This window comes from Kitasatospora cineracea (genome assembly GCF_003751605.1).
GTDB lineage: Bacteria > Actinomycetota > Actinomycetes > Streptomycetales > Streptomycetaceae > Kitasatospora > Kitasatospora cineracea.
This window is the reverse complement of the sequence record NZ_RJVJ01000001.1, coordinates 519,182-534,829: the sequence shown is the minus strand read 5'-3', so window position 1 is coordinate 534,829 and position 15,648 is coordinate 519,182. Positions and strand designations below refer to the sequence as shown.

Sequence of the window (15,648 nt, the reverse complement as noted above, 5' to 3'; positions counted from 1 at the left end):
GGGCCCGCGGGGGGATGGGCGGGCCGGGGCGTGGGCATGAATCGCTCCGAGGGGGTGGTCCGGTGTACGTGTCGCGGATCAGGGTGTCCGGAGTGAAGTGCTTCACCGGCGCGCGCGAGGTCGACCTGGCGGTCCCGCCGGGCCCCGGCTGGACGGTGTTCGCCGGACCGAACGGCAGCGGCAAGACCACCCTGCTGCGGGTGCTCGCCATGGCGCTCGGCGCGCTGCCCACCGGCCCCGCCGCCCGCTGGGGCGCCGACGGCTGGGTCCAGGCCGACCCGGCCCCGCGCTGGCGGGTCGGCGACCCGCCGGGCACCCCGCGCGCCCACTACCCACTGCCCGCCCCGGGCCGCCGCGTCCCGCTGGACGCCGAACTGGCGGCCGAGGTGCTGCCCCCCGGCTGGCGGGTCAGCGACCCGGAGCGGCAGCACGTCGCCCGCGGCGGCCTGGAACTCCCGCTGGACGAACTCGGCGACGGCACCGCCCGATTGGCCCGCCTGGTCAGCCAACTCGCCGCCGCCCCCGTCGCCCCCGGACCGGTCCTGCTGGACGACGTCGACCGGCACCTGCACCCGCACTGGCAGCAGCGGATCGGCCCCTGGCTCACCGAACGCTTCCCGCACACCCAGTTCCTGGTCGCCACCCACAGCCCCTACGTCTGCCAGGCCGCCGACCCCGGCGCCCTGATCCGGCTGCCCGGCCCCGACGAGGACCGCGCCCCGTACCGGCTCGACGAGGAACTGCACCAGCGGGTGCTGTACGGCAGCGGCGAGGACACCGCGCTCTCCGAACTGTTCGCCCTGCCCAGCGCCTACTCGCCCGCCGCCGAGGCCGAACGCCGGCTGCTGGTGCGCCTGGAACGCAAGATGTACGCCGGGCAGGCCACCGACGCCGAACTCGCCGAGTACCGCGAACTCGGCGCCAAGCTCAACAGCTCGCTGACCGCCCGGGTCGACGAGGTCACCGCCCGGCTGCTCGGCAGGGACGGGTGATCCCGCTCCGGCGGCCGTCCCTGCAACCCCGGCTGGCCGCCGAACTCGCCCGCGCCACCGACCGGATACGCACCGAAGGACCCACCACCGCCACCGGACGCGCCGCCTGGCGCCGCGCCGTCCGCCCCAAGGCCCAACTGCGGCTGATGCTCCGGCAGATGGCCCCCGGCCTGGAACGCTGCATGTACTGCGGCGACAACCTCGGCACCGACATCGACCACTTCGAACCGATCGCCCAGGCCCCGCTGCGCACCTTCGACTGGCAGAACCACCTGCTGGCCTGCGCGCACTGCAACAGCAACCGCAAGCGCGACCGCTTCCCGCGCGACCCCGCCACCGGCGACGGCCTGCTGATCGACCCCTGCCGCGAGGACCCCGCCGACCACCTGCGGCTCTACCTCGACTCCGGCGCGTACGACCCGCTGACCGTCCGCGGCGAGGCCACCATCGAGGTGTTCGGCCTCAACGAGCGGCCCGAACTCGTCCGCGGCCGCCGGATGATGTTCGCCGTGGTCAAGGCCCTGCTGCTGGCCCGGCGGGCCGCCCCGCCCGCCGAGGCCGCCGAGTACGCCGCCGCCCTGCGCGAGATCCACCACGCCGACGTGCTGCGCACCGTCCTCGCCCTGCGCCGCAGCCGCCCGCTGGCGCTCGCCGTGCTCGGCCCCGACGTGCTCGCCGCCCTCGACGAACTCACCACCGCCGAGGGGGAGGCCGGAGGCTGACGGGAGCCCGACGGCCGACGGGAGCCCGGAGGCCGACGGGAGTCCGAGGGCTAACGGGTCAGCCGCTGCTCGAACCAGACCACCTTGCCCGTCCCCAGCCGGGTCGCCCCCCAGCGGTCCGCGCACCGGGCCACTATCTGCAGGCCCCGCCCGCGCTCCTCCTCCGGCCCGGCCCGGCGGGTGCGGGGCAGCGCCGGCGAGTCGTCGCCGACCTCGCAGCGCAGCAGCGAGGTGCGCACCAGCCGCAGCGTCACCGGCCGGGTGGCGTGCTGGATCGCGTTGGTGACCAGCTCGCTGACCATCAACTCGCAGCTCTCCGCCAGGTGTTCCAGCCCCCACCGGCGCAGCGCGTGCCCCGCCAGCCGGCGCGCCCGGCCCGGCGTCTCGTGCCGCGGCTGCAGGTGCCAGTGCGCCACGTCCTCGGCCGGGATGCCGTCGAACGCCGCCGCCAGCAGCGCGATGTCGTCCGCCCGGTCGCCCGGCGGCAGGATCCGCAGCGCCTCCTGGCACAGCTGCTCCGGGTCGAGCCGGTTGCCGCCCGCCAGCCGGGCCCGCAGCAGCTCCAGGCCGGTGCCCAGCGGGCGGCGCCGGGTCTCCACCAGGCCGTCGGTGAACAGCAGCAGCGCCGAACCGGGCGGCGCGGGCAGCTCCACCGAGGAGAAGTCCACCCCGCCGACGCCGATCGGCGCGCCCGGCGGCAGGTCCAGCAGCTCGCTGGTGCCGTCCGGGCCGATCAGCACCGGCGGCACGTGCCCGGCGTTGGCGATCCGCACCCGGCCCGCGATCGGGTCGTACACCGCGTACACGCAGGTCGCCAAGTGGTGTTCGCGGCCCAGCCGTTGGGCCTGCTCGTCGAGGTGGTACAGCACCTCGTGCGGCGGCAGGTCCAGGCCCGCCAGGGTCTGCGCCGACGTCCGCAGCTGGCCCATCACGGCCGCCGAGGTCAGCGAGTGGCCCATCACGTCGCCGGTGATCAGCGCGACCCGGTTGCCCGGCAGCGGGATCGAGTCGTACCAGTCACCGCCGACCTGCGCGCCCCGCTCGCCCGGCAGGTAGCGGTGCGCCAGCCGGACGCCGTGCGGCTGCGGCAGGTGCGCGGGCAGCATCGAGCGCTGCAGCTCGTCGGCGATCTCCCACTCGCGGGTGTAGCGCAGCGCGGTGTCCACCGCCAGGCCGCCGTGGGTGGCCAGGTGCGCGGCGGTCGCCGCGTCGGCCGGGTCGAAACAGGCCGGGGCGCCGTCCGGACGCGGGCGGCGCACCAGCAGCAGCATGCCGAGCGCGGCCTGCCGCCCGTGCAGCGGCAGCGCCAGCAGCGCCGTTCCCGCCGCCAGCCGGCCCAGCGCCCGGGCCCCCAGCAGCTCGGCGGCCAGCCCGCCCCGGCGGGCGTCCAGCACGGTCGGGGCACCCGGGGCGCGGCGGGCCAGGGCGCGCTCCAGGTCGCCGCCGGGCGGCACCGGGCGCACCCCGGCCCGGCGGCCCAGTCTCGTCCCGCAGGTGTGCCGCACCCGCAGCGCCCGCGGCGGGCCCGGGTCGCGCTCGACGTCCGGCAGCGGGTCGCGCACCAGCACCACCAGGGCGTCCGCGAGCGCCGGGACGAGCACCCGGCCCAGGTTGCGCAGCGTCGCGCCCAGGTCCAGCGAGCTGTTGATCCGGCGGGCCGCCCGGTCCAGCGCCGCCAGCCGCTCCGCCAGCCGCCCGGGCACGCCGGGGCCCGCCCCGTCCGGCCCGTCCCCGCCCGGCGGCGGGTGCCGCTGGACGGGAACGGCGGGCGGCTGCCCCGCCAGGGGCTCCAGGTGGTCGCGCACGGGCTGCCCGATCTGTGCAGATGTGGTCTCGGGGACGGAAGCCGACGCCTCGTCAGCCGGTGCGCCGACAGCGCAGGTACAGCTGGGTCTCCGGCGGCTGCGCCGACCCGGCGGGCGCGTACGACTGGCTGTCCACCGCCTCCACCGCGAAGCCGCCGCGCTCCAGCAGGCCGGACAGCTCCTCGCGCAGGTAGCCGCTGACCCGGATCTCCTGCTCCAGGAACGGCAGCGGTGCGTCGTCCAGGTCCGCCTCGACCATGCCCAGCGCCAGCAGGCCGCCCGGACGCAGCAGCCCGCGGATCCGGCCGAGGGTCTCGGCGATCTCGGCCCGGGGCAGCATCAGCAGCGAGAAGAACGCCGTCGCGGCGTCCAGCGAACCGTTCCCGTCCGGGCCCAACTCCGGTACGCCCCACAGGGATCCGGCGCTCTCCAGGCCCAGGTCCAGGACGTCCATCCGGTGGAAGACGGCCCCCGGGACGGCCGCCCGGGCCTGCGCCAGCATGCCCTCCGACAGGTCGACGCCGGTCACCCGCAGCCCGCCCTCGGCCAGCTGGCGGGCGGTCGGCTCACCGGCCCCGCAGCCCACGTCCAGCACCCGGGCGCCGGCCGGGAGCTCGGCCAGCAGCCAGTCGCCGCACGCCGACTGCCCGGCCCTGGCCGGAAACACCTCCTGGTAGCGGGCCCCGACCGTGTCGAACACGGCGGCCTGCCGGGCCCGCTCGGCCCGGCGCACACCCGCCGCGGACGTCCGGTCGGCGTCGGCGGCGGCAGCGGTCTGTTCGTCCGTCACGATGATCTGGGCACCTCTCCCGCGCGCGTCCTGCCCTGCCCGTCGTGGCTCGCACTCCACTCCCGACCCTGGCCTTCGAGAATAAACGCGATCACCGCACCGTGGAGTCCGTTTCCGGCCAACTCGGGTGCCGTTGGGCGCTTATCGCCCGCCAGGGGAAGCACACCGGGGCCCGCGACGGAGCGCGCCACCGCACCGCACGCCGCACGGCGCGCCCGCACCACCGCGGTGACCTGCGCCGACGCCCGGTCAACGCCCTTGCCGCGGACGTTTATCGAACGTCAATCGCCACCTGTCAGAGTCTTCTCAGCGCCGGGGAAGCGTCAAGGCGTTCCCGCAGCCGGGGGGCTGCGGGGACGCCGACGCTCCGGGGGGAACGGGCTTCCGCCGGGGGGACCAGGGGGGTACCGCGGGGGGAACGGGAGCCTACGGCGCGACCGGGGGAAGAGGGGGAGGGGAAGGCTCGGTGTGCCGAGAAACGATGAGGTCCTGCACGGGCTGGGCCTCGGGCACACCGAGCCGCGTGAACACCGTGAGCGCCTCCCGGAGACACGCCAGCCCGCGCGAGGGCTGCCCCAGCTCCAGGAGCGCCTCGCCCAGCGCCGCGTTCGCCATCCCCTGGCAGTACGCGGCCTCGATCTCCTGGGCGATCGACAGCGACTCCTCGGCCGCCTCCGCCGCCGCCGCGAACCGGCCGTCGGCGAGCAGGCAGGCCGCCAGCCGGGCCAGCGAGTAGCCCTCCCAGATCGGGTGCTGCTGCTGCCGGTACAACTGGTGCGCCTCCCGCAGGTGCACCGCGGCCTCGCCGGGGGAACCGGTCGCTCGCAGCACCACGCCCAACTGGTAGAGCGTGTCCGCCAGGCACGGCACGTTCCCGGACGCCCGGGCCGCCGCCACCGCGGCGCGCGCGGCGTCCACCGCCTCGGCGTGGCGGTCCAGACCGACGTAGGCGCGGGCCATGTTGCCGAGCAGCCGGGCCTCGCTGATCGGTGAGTCGAAGTGCCGGACCGCCTCCTGCGCCTGCTCGTAGAACGGCAGCGCTTCGCCCGGACGGCCCGCCATGAACAGGACGATCGCCAGCGCGTTCGTCGTGACCAGTCGCAGCACGGTCGAGCGGTCGGCGGGCTGCAGCTCCAGGCTGCGCGCGAACCACCGCTCGGCCTCGGCGAGTTCGCCGCCGATCCGGTGGATCTGGCCGAGCACGGAGTACACGCAGGCCAGCGCCCGCGGGTCCTGCTGCGCGGCGGGACTCGACGCGGCGGCCCGGAGCATCGCCAGTATCCGGGGCACCAGGGTGGGGTCCTCGGCCACCGACACCAGGCTCTGCAGGATGTCCAGCGCCGGGTGGAGCAGCACCAGCGGGGCGTTCGCGGCCGCCTCGACGGCGCTCAGCAGCACGGAGACCTCCGAGCGCAGCCAGTCGCGCGCGGTGCCGTTGTCGGGGAACGCCGGCCCGGCCGCCTCGGCCCGGTGCAGCGGCTCGACCGGTTGGTCGTCGGGCTCCATCACCCGCTGGGCGTTCTGCATGGTGGCGTGCAGCAGGTCCAGCAGCCGCAGCAGCGCCGCCTGCTGCTGCTCCCCGTCCCCCTGCTTGGCGTTCTGCCGCTGCGCGTACAGCCGCAGCAGGTCGTGGTAGCGGTAGCGGCCGGGGGTGAAGCACTCCAGCATGTTGGCCTCGACCAGGGCCTCCGCCAGGTCCTCGGCCTCCTGCTCGGCGGTGCCGAGCAGCGCGGCGACGGCCGACAGCGGCAGGTCGGGGGAGTCCACCAGGGCGAGCAGCCGGAACGCCCGGGCCTCCTCCGGCCGGAGCTGGGCGTAACCGAGCCCCAGGGTGGTCTCCACGGCGAGGTTGCCGAGCTGGAGCTCCTGGAGCCGGTTGCGCTGGTCCGCTAACCGGCGGGCCAGGTCGGAGACGCTCCAGCGCGGACGGCTGGCCAGCCGGGCGGCGGCGATCCGGACCGCCAGCGGTAGGAACCCGCAGGAGGTCACCACCTGCAGCGCGGCCTCCGGTTCGGCGCCGACCCGCTCGGCGCCGACGATCGCCGAGAACAGCGCCAGCGCCTCGTCCGGGGTCAGCTCCTCGATGTCGACCAGGTGCGCGCCGGGCAGTTCGGCCAGCCGGGAGCGGCTGGTCACCATCACCGCGTTGCCGGAGACGCCGGGGATCAGCGGCCGCAACTGCCCGGCGTCGCGGGCGTTGTCCAGCAGGATCAGCATCCGCTTGTCGGCCAGCAGCGAGCGGTACAGCGCGGCGCGCTGCTCCAGCGAGTCGGGGGCGTCGGAGCTGCCGAGCGCGTGCAGGAAGTCGCCGAGCACCACGGCCGGGTCGGCCGGGGACGCGCCCGCGCCGCGCAGGTCCACGTAGAGCTGCCCGTCCGGGAAGTCCGGCCGCAGCGAGTGCGCGACGTGCACCGCGAGGGTGGTCTTGCCGACGCCGCCGATGCCGGCCAGCGAGGTCACCACGACGGCTTGGCCGGAACCCGCCCTCAGCACGTCCCGCAGCTCGCCCACCATCTTGCTTCGGCCGCTGAAGTCCGAGACGTCGGCCGGGAGTTGGGCGGGCGGAACGAACGCGGGCGACTCCTCGGCGGCCTTCGGCGGGGCGGCCGAGGGTGCCAGCAGCTCCGGGTCGCCGGCCAGGATCCGGGCGTGCATCGTGGACAGCCCGCCGCCCGGCTCCACCCCGAGCTCGTCGATCAGCAGCTTCCGGGTGTCCGCGTACACACCCAGCGACTCGGCCTGCCGGCCGCTGCGGTACAGCGCCAGCATCAGCAGTTCGCGCAGCCGCTCGCGCAGCGGGTACGCGGCGGACAGCGAGTTCAACTCGGCCACCACGTCGGCGTGCAGGCCGATCTCCAGGGCCAGCGCGCAGCGCTCCTCGGCCACCGCGAGCTGCCGCTCGGCCAGCCGGGTGCGCTGGGCGTCGGCGTACGGCCCGGGCACGCCGGGCAGCGGACGGCCGCGCCACAGGTCGAGCGCGGCCACCAGGGTGTCGTGGGCCGGACGCAGGCCGCCGTCGGCCCGGGCGGCGGCCGCCTCGGCGACGTGCCGCTCGAAGACGGCCAGGTCGAGGGCGTCGGCCGGGATCCGCAGCGCGTAGCCGTCGGTCATCGAGACCAGGACCTCGGAGGGCGTGCGGGCGGCCCGGTTGGGCTCCAGCACCGAACGCAGCCGGGAGACGTAGGTGCGCAGCGCGGCCACCGCCTGCGGCGGGGTACGGTCTCCCCAGATGCCGTCCACCAGGTCGTCGGTGGTGACCGGACGGCCCTCGCCGAGCAACAGGGCCACCAGCACTGCCTGCTGCTGCGGTGATCCGAGCGCCAGCGGCGCGCCACCGCGCCACGCCTGGACAGGGCCGAGCACTTGGAACCGCAACGCCTCGGCGGAGCGCGTGTCCTGATGCTCCATGTCCTCCCCTGTGGCCGATGAACCGTCTGTTTCCCGCACTGCCGCCGGTCGTGTGGGGGCGTCAGCTTATGAGGAAGCGCGCAAACGTCCACCAAGCGGATGCGCGGTGCGACGTTTATAAGACATTTAGCGGTCCCTACGATACTGTCCGCGCGCCCCACGACAGTCGTCCGGGCGATCGAACCCTCTCAGCTGAAAGGCGGCCCGCCCCATGGCCGACGAGACCACCACCGCTGTTCCCGAGACCGGGCAGACCCCGGCCCCGGTCGAGCACACCGCCGCCGCCACCGACCCGAACGCGATCGAGCACGCCCTCGAGGTGCTGGCCGAGCGGCCCGTCGAGGTGCCCGTTCCGGCCAAGGACCCCGAGGGCGGCGAGGTCTTCGAGCCGCTCGGCACCATCACCAACTGCCCGTGACCTGCGTCCGCACCGCCAGAACGAGCCCCGACCCTCACCGGCCGGGGCTCGTCCCGTTTCAGCGCACCACCGGCGTCACTCCGCCGAGCGCACCCGCAGGCTGGTGATCAGCGGGCCGTCGGTGACCTCGGCGAAGAAGTCGTTGCCCTTGTCGTCCACCACGATGAACGCCGGGAAGTCCTCCACCTCGATCCGCCAGACCGCCTCCATGCCGAGCTCCGGGTACTCCAGCACCTCGACCTTCTTGATGCAGTCCTGCGCGAGCCGGGCCGCCGGGCCGCCGATCGAGCCCAGGTAGAAACCGCCGTGCTCGTTGCACGCCTTGGTGACCTGCTTGGAGCGGTTGCCCTTGGCCAGCATCACCATCGAGCCGCCCGCCGCCTGGAACTGGTCGACGTAGGAGTCCATCCGGCCGGCCGTGGTCGGGCCGAACGAGCCGGACGCGAAGCCCTCGGGGGTCTTCGCCGGGCCCGCGTAGTACACCGGGTGGTCCTTCAGGTACTGCGGCATGCCCTGGCCGGCGTCCAGGCGCTCCTTGATCTTGGCGTGCGCGATGTCGCGGGCCACCACCAGCGTGCCGGTGAGCGAGAGCCGGGTCTTCACCGGGTACTTGGACAGCTCGGCGCGGACCTCGGACATCGGGCGGTTCAGGTCGATCCGCACCACGTCGTCGTTCAGGTGCTCGTCGGTGGTCTCCGGCAGGTACTTCGCCGGGTCGGTCTCCAACTGCTCCAGGAACACGCCCTCGGCGGTGATCTTGCCGAGCGCCTGGCGGTCCGCCGAGCAGGACACCGCCATCGCGACCGGCAGCGAGGCGCCGTGCCGCGGCAGCCGGATGACGCGCACGTCGTGGCAGAAGTACTTGCCGCCGAACTGCGCGCCGATGCCGATCTTCTGGGTCAGCTCGAAGACCTTCTGCTCCAGCTCCAGGTCGCGGAAGCCGTGCCCGGTCCGCGCGTCGCCGCCGGTCGGCAGGTTGTCCAGGTAGTGCGCGGAGGCGTACTTGGCGGTCTTCAGGGCGAACTCGGCACTGGTGCCGCCGACCACGATCGCCAGGTGGTACGGCGGGCAGGCCGCGGTGCCCAGCGAGCGGATCTTCTGCTCCAGGAAGTTGAGCATCGACGCCTCGTTGAGGATCGCCTTGGTCTCCTGGTACAGGTACGACTTGTTGGCCGAGCCGCCGCCCTTCGCCATGAACAGGAACTTGTAGGCGTCCCCGTCGGTGGCGTACAGCTCGATCTGGGCCGGCAGGTTGTTGCCGGTGTTCCTCTCGTCCCACATGGTCACCGGCGCCATCTGCGAGTACCGCAGGTTCAGCTTGGTGTACGCGTCGAACACGCCGCGGGCGATCGCCGACTCGTCCTCGCCGGAGGTCAGCACGTGCTGGCCGCGCTTGCCCATCACGATCGCGGTGCCGGTGTCCTGGCACATCGGCAGGATGCCGCCGGCCGAGATGTTGACGTTCTTCAGCAGGTCCAGCGCCACGAACCGGTCGTTCGGGCTGGCCTCCGGGTCGTCCAGGATCCGGCGCAGCTGCGCCAGGTGCGCCGGGCGCAGGTAGTGCGAGATGTCGTGCATCGCCTCGGCGGTCAGCAGCCGCAGCGCCTCCGGTTCGACCTGCAGGAAGGTGCGACCGCCGGCCTCGAATGTCGAGACCCCCTCGGAGGTGAGCTTGCGGTACGGAGTGGAGTCCGTGCCGAGCGGGAGCAGGTCGCGGTAGGCGAACTCTGGGGCCATGGGGAGATCCTTCGGTTCTTTCGGCTTCGTCGACGAGGCACCCTCCAGGTTAGGCGCACCCGCCGCGGCCCCGGCGCCCAGGTTCGCCTGCGTGACCGGCGTCACGCCCGTTGCGTCGAACCGCCGTTCGGTTCACGGGCCGGCTCGCTAGGCTTGTGACGTGGACAACTCTCCCGAGCAGGACCCGCGGGGCAAGTCGCCCGCCCCGCTGCCGAAGAACGAGCCCGCCCAGGCCCCCGGCACCGACCTGGCCGCCGAGCTGCGCGCCTCCGATGCCGACCGCGAGCGCGTCGCCGAACTGCTCCGCGACGCGTACGCCGAGGGCCGGCTCACCGTCGACGAGCACGCCGAACGCATCGAGGCCGTCTACAACGCGCGCACCTTCGGCGAGTTGGAGCCCCTCACCCGCGACCTGCCCAGCCACCCCGGGCCGATCCGGCACAACCTCACCAAGGTCCCGCTGGACGCCCCGACCCCCGCCCCGCAGCCCCCGCTGCCCCCGGCCCGGGCCGAGGCCCCCACCATGGTCGCGGTGTTCGGCGGCGCCGCCCGCAAGGGCCGCTGGCGGGTCGGCTCGCACCTCAAGGCGGTCGCCGTGTTCGGCGGCATCGAGATCGACCTCACCGACGCGGTCTTCGAGTCCCCCGAGGTGGTCATCGAGGTGGTCTCGGTGTTCGGCGGCGTCGAGATCCGGGTCCCCGAGAACGTCAGCCTGCACGGCGGCGGCGCAGGGGTGTTCGGCGGCTTCGAGGTCCGCGAGCAGACCTCCGCCGACCCGTACGCGCCCGTGGTCCGGGTCAAGGGCGCCGCGGTGTTCGGCGGCGTCGAGGCCAAGCCGCGGCGCGGCAAGAAGCTCAAGGAATGGGTGCGCCGACAGCTCGACAGCTGACCTGCGGGATCGCCGTCGGGCCGTCAACTCGCCCGGCGGCACTCGTCGTTGCTCCGAGTGCAGGGTGTAGTCGATTGCGTGCGGTGTGCATGAATCCCGGGGCGGCGGGGTAGTTCCAATCGCACATCGTTCCTGTACGGCTGTGACCCCGCGGGTCGGCGACGGTGCCACGGCGAGGGAGCACGGGGCAGTCGGGCAGGAGGCGAGATTGTCCCCGAGCCTTGAGCCTGGTCAGGAGTTACCGTGCTGCATCCGATCGAGTCCAGCGCCACCGCCGCCGCCCGCCGCCCGGCGGCCCAGCCGGACGTGGACGACAACCCCTGGCACACCTCGGCCGCCTGCCGCAGCGACGAGGCCGGGCTGTTCTTCGCCCCCTCCAAGGAGCCGACCGCCGCCCGCCTCGCCCGCGAGGAACAGGCCAAGCGCGTCTGCGCCCGCTGCCCGGTCCTGCTCGAATGCCGCGAACACGCCCTCGCCCAACCCGAGCCCTACGGCGTCTGGGGCGGCCTCACCGCCGCCGAACGCCGCGTCGTCCTCACCCGCCGGCGCCGCCGGGACACGGAGATCCGCGTCCCGGCCCGCATAGCCGGCTGAGGGCCCGCGACCGTACGAGAGCAGGAAGCGCACCGACAGGGGCGCGGGGAACTGCGCGGCCGACCGAGCACGCACAGCCGGATCGCCTCGCGGGACAGCCACTTGCACTGTCCCACGACCGCACCGACGTGCGACTCCTGCCGCGCGCAGTTCCCCGCGCCCCTGACTTCGCCCGCGGCGGCTCTCAGTTCGCCCGGTCGAAGTCGATCGCGCTGTACGCCCGCAGCTTCGCCAGCTTGTGCGTGGAGTCGATCCGCCGGATCGTCCCGCTCTTGGAGCGCATGACCAGCGACGAGGTGGTGGCGGTCTCCTGGCGGTAGTGGACGCCGCGCAGCAGTTCGCCGTCGGTGATGCCGGTGGCGACGAAGAACACGTTCTCGCCGCTGACCAGGTCGTCGGTGGTGAGGACGCGGTCCAGGTCGTGCCCGGCGTCCAGCGCCTTCTGCCGCTCGGCCGCGTCCTTGGGCCACAGCCGGCCCTGGATGACGCCGCCCATGCACTTCATCGCGCAGGCGGCGATGATGCCCTCGGGGGTGCCGCCGATGCCCATCAGCAGGTCGACGCCGGTCTCCTCGCGGGCGGCCATGATCGCGCCGGCCACGTCGCCGTCCGAGATGAACTTGATCCGGGCGCCGGCTTCGCGGATCTCCCGGACCAGGCCGTCGTGCCGGGGCCGGTCCAGCACCACGACGGTGACGTCCTCGACGGCGGAGCCCTTGGCCTTGGCGACCCGGCGGATGTTGACCGCGGGCGGGGCGGTGATGTCGACGTAGTCGGCGGCCTCGGGGCCGCAGACCAGCTTGTCCATGTAGAAGACCGCGCTGGGGTCGAACATGGTGCCGCGGTCGGCGACCGCGAGGACGGCGACGGCGTTGTTCATGCCCTTGGCGGTGAGGGTGGTGCCGTCCACCGGGTCGACCGCGACGTCGCACTCGGCGCCGGTGCCGTCGCCGACCCGTTCGCCGTTGTAGAGCATCGGGGCCTCGTCCTTCTCGCCCTCGCCGATGACGACGATGCCGTTCATCGAGACGGTGGAGACGAGGGTGCGCATGGCCTTCACGGCCGCGCCGTCGGCGCCGTTCTTGTCGCCCCGGCCGACCCAGCGGCCGGCGGCCATCGCGGCGGCCTCGGTGACCCGGACCAGTTCGAGGGCGAGGTTGCGGTCGGGCGCCTCCGGAGCGACCTCAAGGGCGGAGGGGAGGTGGTGCGGGTACTGCGTGGTCATCGTCGTTACCTCTCTGTACGCGACGGCCAGTCAGCACCGGGACACGGAGTGGCACCGGCGCTGCGATGAGGGTTGCTGCGATCGTATCGGCAGGTGGAACGGGTGTCTGTGGCGCACTCCTCGCCCGCCCCCCGTCCGCCCCCGTCCGGTACCGGTGCGCGGCGTCCGCGTAAGCGCCGCCTACCATGGGCGGGTGGCAGGCAACAGCAGCAAGAGGGGCCGTCAGACGGTACGGGACATGGTCCTGTCGATGGCGGCGGTCGGCGTCGTGGTGGTGGTCGCGTACTTCTCGATCCCCAGCGCGGACGGCAAGGGCGGCGCCCACGCGGTGCCTTACCAGGTCGAACTGGCGTCGGCGAAGCGGGCCGCGCCGTACCCGCTGCTCGGGCCGCAGCAGCTCCCGGACGGCTGGAAGGCCACCTCGGTGAGCTACAGCCCGAACGACAAGGGCCACGCCGCCTGGCACCTGGGCCTGAGCACCGCCTCCGGCCAGTACGCGGCGATCGAGCAGAGCGACGGCAGGTCCGAGGACGTGGTGGCGCAGAACGTGCCGGGCGCCAAGCCGGACGGCACCGCCACGGTGGCCGGCCAGGAGTGGCAGCGGGTGCAGGGCGACCGCTACCGGGCGCTGGTCCGCCCGGCCGGCGACACCGGCACCACGGTGCTCACCGGCACCGCCTCGTACGAGGAACTCGCCCGGCTCGCCGAGACCCTGGGCTGAGACCCCGGGCCGGGGCCCCGGCCCCGCAGAGGAGCGGAGACGAGCACGCGGAAGGCCCCCGCCGGGGAACGGCGGGGGCCTTCGCTGTCACCGGGCCCCGGACGGGTCGGCGGGACGGGTCAGACGGTGGTGACGACCTGGTCGTACTCCAGGCGCGGGCCGCGCGGGAACCAGGCCTCCTCGCCGGGCTTGCCGATGTTGACCACGGTCAGCACCGTGTGCTCGCCGTCGCCGAAGAACTCCTTGTTCAGGCCCTCGGCGTCGAAGCCGGTCATCGGGCCGGCGGCCAGGCCGGCGGCGCGGACGCCGATGATGAAGTAGGCGGCCTGCAGCGCGGCGTTCAGCGCGGCGGAGGACTCGCGGACCGGGCGCTCGGAGAAGAAGAGGTCCTTCGCCTGCGGGAAGTGCGGCAGCTGCGACGGGAGCTCCTCGTGGAACTCGTTGTCGGCGGCCAGGATGGCGACCAGCGGGGCGGTGGAGGTCTTGGCCTTGTTGCCGTCCGCCATGTGCTGGACGAGGCGGGCGCGGCCCTCCTCGGAGCGGACCAGGACGATGCGCAGCGGCTGCTGGTTGAAGGCGGTCGGGCCGAACTTCACCAGGTCGTAGATCGCCTGGACCTGCTCGTCGCTGACCGGCTCGTCCGAGAAGGTGTTGGCGGTGCGGGCCTCGCGGAAGAGCAGGTCCTGGGCGGCGGCGTCGAGTGCCAGGGTCATGTCGGTGTCCTACCTCAGAGCTGGGGACGGGGGTCCGGCTGGCGGCGGGGTGCCGCACGCTGAGGTCCAACTTCGATGAAACTTAAACGATTCCCGGGCGCCGGGGTGACGTACCTCACAACCGCCCGGGCTCGGGGCGTTGCCGTCACTCGGCGGCGGGCTCCTCGGCGGCCAGCGCCGCGTCCAGCCGGGCCCGGGCGCCGTCCAGCCAGCGCTGGCAGACCTTCGCCAGCCGCTCGCCCCGCTCCCACAGCGCCAGCGACTCCTCCAGCGTCGTCCCGCCGGTCTCCAGCCGCCGGACCACCTCCAGCAGCTCGTCCCGCGCCTGCTCGTACCCGAGCGACTGCTCCGGACCGGCTTCCCGCTGCCCCTGCTGATCTGCCATGCCGCCCAGGGTAGGCGCTGCCCCCGACAAACCCGTTGCGCCCCGCCCCCCGCCCCGCCCTACCCTGCCCGGCATGAGCACCCCACGCCCGGCCGTCCCCGCGGACGCGGAAGAACTGGTCGAACTCCGCGCGCTGATGTTCGAGTCCATGCAGGGGGAGGCCCGCCCCGGCCCCTGGCAGCACACCGCCGCCGACCTGCTGACCACCCAACTCGCCGCCCCGGAACGGCGGTTGCAGGCCTACGTGATCGACGACCCGGAGCGCCCCGGACGGCTGCTCAGCTGCGCCGTCGGCACCCTGGAGCAGCGGCTGCCCGCCCCCGGCCACCCCGAGGGCCGGTTCGGCTTCGTCTTCAACATCTGCACCCGCCCCGAGCGGCGCGGCCGCGGCCACGCCCGGGCCTGCACCGAGGCTCTGCTCGCCTGGTTCGACGCCGCCGGCGCCACCCGGATCGACCTGCACGCCACCGAGGGCGGCGAGGCGCTCTACCGCAGCCTCGGCTTCCAGGAGCACTCCACCGCGCTCTCCCGCCAACGCCCGCCGGCCACCGCCTGACCCGCCGCCCCGACCGCCCGCCGCCGGTCCGCCCCCGCCGGTGCGGGCCGGGCCGGGAGCGGGGCGTCCGCGACCAGCGAGCGGCGCAGGTTCAGCCGGGCCCGGTAGGTCAGGGTCTTCACGGCGCCGACCCGCAGCCCGATCCGGTCCGCGATCTCCACCGAGCTCAACCCGTCCCAGTAGCGCAGCCGCAGCACCGCCCGCTGACGCTCGTTCAGCACCGCCAGCGCCACGCCCACCCGCTCGGCCTCCGCCGCCGCGATCACCGCCTCCTCCACCCGCACCCCCGAATCCAGGTCGGCGAACACCGCCACCGCCGACTCGCGCCGGGTGGAGCGCCGTTTCTCGTGGTCCAGCAGCACGTTGCGGGCGATGGTGAACACCCACGCGCCGAGATCCGTGCCCGTCCAGTGGAAACCGCGGATTCCCGCCATCGCGCGGACGAAAGTGTCCTGGGCCAGGTCCTCGGCCAGCGGGCGGTTCCCGGTCCGGCGCAGCAGGAACGCCAGCACCGCGCCGTGGTGGCAGCGGTAGATGTCCGCCCAGGCCTCGCGGTTCCCGGACTTCGCGGCCTCGATCAGCGCGGGCGTCACCGCCGGTCGCTCCGCCGGGGGGACGTCCATGCCAAACCTCCGGAAATGCCGGAAATGGGAAGGCCGTCACACTAGGACCCGCTCCGACCCGGTGCAACCA

General features: G+C 74.1%; 15 protein-coding genes. 7 read left to right on the top strand and 8 right to left on the bottom strand.

Going from position 1 to position 15,648, the window contains the following annotated elements:
• Positions 1 to 14 precede the first annotated feature (14 nt).
• Together EDD39_RS40535 and EDD39_RS02350 are read left to right on the top strand one after the other, a co-directional pair.
• The gene (locus EDD39_RS40535) at positions 15 to 992 is read left to right on the top strand and encodes an AAA family ATPase (RefSeq protein ID WP_279638377.1); all 978 of its coding nucleotides are present in this window, start codon (positions 15 to 17) and stop codon (positions 990 to 992) included.
• Complete coding sequence (locus EDD39_RS02350; protein ID WP_244256573.1) at positions 989 to 1,714, top strand: HNH endonuclease; 726 nt, start codon at positions 989 to 991, stop codon at positions 1,712 to 1,714. The genes EDD39_RS40535 and EDD39_RS02350 overlap by 4 nt, the downstream gene beginning before the upstream one ends.
• 50 nt (positions 1,715 to 1,764) lie before the next feature.
• Here the strand turns inward: EDD39_RS02350 and EDD39_RS02345 are convergent, their stop codons facing one another.
• From EDD39_RS02345 to EDD39_RS02335, 3 genes are all read right to left on the bottom strand, one after another.
• Complete coding sequence (locus EDD39_RS02345; RefSeq protein ID WP_123553138.1) at positions 1,765 to 3,519, bottom strand: ATP-binding SpoIIE family protein phosphatase; 1,755 nt, start codon at positions 3,517 to 3,519, stop codon at positions 1,765 to 1,767.
• A 52-nt stretch (positions 3,520 to 3,571) separates the two neighbouring features.
• Positions 3,572 to 4,309 carry a class I SAM-dependent methyltransferase gene (locus tag EDD39_RS02340; protein WP_123553137.1) on the bottom strand — a complete coding sequence of 246 codons (738 nt, stop codon included), beginning with the start codon at positions 4,307 to 4,309 and terminating at the stop codon, positions 3,572 to 3,574.
• 426 nt (positions 4,310 to 4,735) lie between these two features.
• Positions 4,736 to 7,717 (bottom strand): AfsR/SARP family transcriptional regulator, encoded by a 2,982-nt coding sequence (locus EDD39_RS02335; protein WP_123553136.1) that lies wholly within the window; start codon positions 7,715 to 7,717, stop codon positions 4,736 to 4,738.
• Between the two features lie 211 nt (positions 7,718 to 7,928).
• Here EDD39_RS02335 and EDD39_RS02330 point away from each other — a divergent pair, with 211 nt between their 5' ends.
• A complete protein-coding gene (locus tag EDD39_RS02330) occupies positions 7,929 to 8,135 on the top strand; it encodes a hypothetical protein (protein WP_123553135.1) in 207 nt (68 codons plus the stop codon).
• Between the two features lie 75 nt (positions 8,136 to 8,210).
• Here the strand turns inward: EDD39_RS02330 and EDD39_RS02325 are convergent, their stop codons facing one another.
• The gene (locus tag EDD39_RS02325) at positions 8,211 to 9,872 is read right to left on the bottom strand and encodes a fumarate hydratase (protein WP_123553134.1); all 1,662 of its coding nucleotides are present in this window, start codon (positions 9,870 to 9,872) and stop codon (positions 8,211 to 8,213) included.
• Positions 9,873 to 10,032: 160 nt separating this feature from the next.
• On the opposite strand from EDD39_RS02325, the gene EDD39_RS02320 reads away from it, so the two are divergent.
• Positions 10,033 to 10,761, top strand: a complete 729-nt coding sequence (locus tag EDD39_RS02320) for a DUF1707 SHOCT-like domain-containing protein (RefSeq protein WP_123553133.1) — start codon at positions 10,033 to 10,035, stop codon at positions 10,759 to 10,761.
• Between the two features lie 243 nt (positions 10,762 to 11,004).
• Positions 11,005 to 11,355, top strand: a complete 351-nt coding sequence (locus EDD39_RS02315; RefSeq protein WP_030460549.1) for a WhiB family transcriptional regulator — start codon at positions 11,005 to 11,007, stop codon at positions 11,353 to 11,355.
• A 184-nt stretch (positions 11,356 to 11,539) separates the two neighbouring features.
• Here EDD39_RS02315 and glpX read toward each other — a convergent pair whose 3' ends face one another.
• Positions 11,540 to 12,580 carry a class II fructose-bisphosphatase gene (gene glpX, locus EDD39_RS02310; protein ID WP_030917639.1) on the bottom strand — a complete coding sequence of 347 codons (1,041 nt, stop codon included), beginning with the start codon at positions 12,578 to 12,580 and terminating at the stop codon, positions 11,540 to 11,542.
• Between the two features lie 193 nt (positions 12,581 to 12,773).
• Between glpX and EDD39_RS02305 the strand changes: the two genes are divergently transcribed.
• Complete coding sequence (locus tag EDD39_RS02305; RefSeq protein ID WP_244256572.1) at positions 12,774 to 13,301, top strand: DUF4245 domain-containing protein; 528 nt, start codon at positions 12,774 to 12,776, stop codon at positions 13,299 to 13,301.
• Between the two features lie 119 nt (positions 13,302 to 13,420).
• Here EDD39_RS02305 and EDD39_RS02300 read toward each other — a convergent pair whose 3' ends face one another.
• Positions 13,421 to 14,014 (bottom strand): malonic semialdehyde reductase, encoded by a 594-nt coding sequence (locus EDD39_RS02300; RefSeq protein ID WP_123553131.1) that lies wholly within the window; start codon positions 14,012 to 14,014, stop codon positions 13,421 to 13,423.
• Between the two features lie 145 nt (positions 14,015 to 14,159).
• Positions 14,160 to 14,399 carry an exodeoxyribonuclease VII small subunit gene (locus tag EDD39_RS02295; RefSeq protein WP_123553130.1) on the bottom strand — a complete coding sequence of 80 codons (240 nt, stop codon included), beginning with the start codon at positions 14,397 to 14,399 and terminating at the stop codon, positions 14,160 to 14,162.
• A gap of 73 nt (positions 14,400 to 14,472) precedes the next feature.
• Here EDD39_RS02295 and EDD39_RS02290 point away from each other — a divergent pair, with 73 nt between their 5' ends.
• The gene (locus EDD39_RS02290; RefSeq protein WP_123553129.1) at positions 14,473 to 14,955 is read left to right on the top strand and encodes a GNAT family N-acetyltransferase; all 483 of its coding nucleotides are present in this window, start codon (positions 14,473 to 14,475) and stop codon (positions 14,953 to 14,955) included.
• On the opposite strand, the gene EDD39_RS02285 is transcribed toward EDD39_RS02290, so the two are convergent.
• The gene (locus tag EDD39_RS02285) at positions 14,886 to 15,578 is read right to left on the bottom strand and encodes an RNA polymerase sigma factor (RefSeq protein ID WP_123553128.1); all 693 of its coding nucleotides are present in this window, start codon (positions 15,576 to 15,578) and stop codon (positions 14,886 to 14,888) included. The genes EDD39_RS02290 and EDD39_RS02285 overlap by 70 nt on opposite strands.
• Positions 15,579 to 15,648 lie beyond the last annotated feature (70 nt).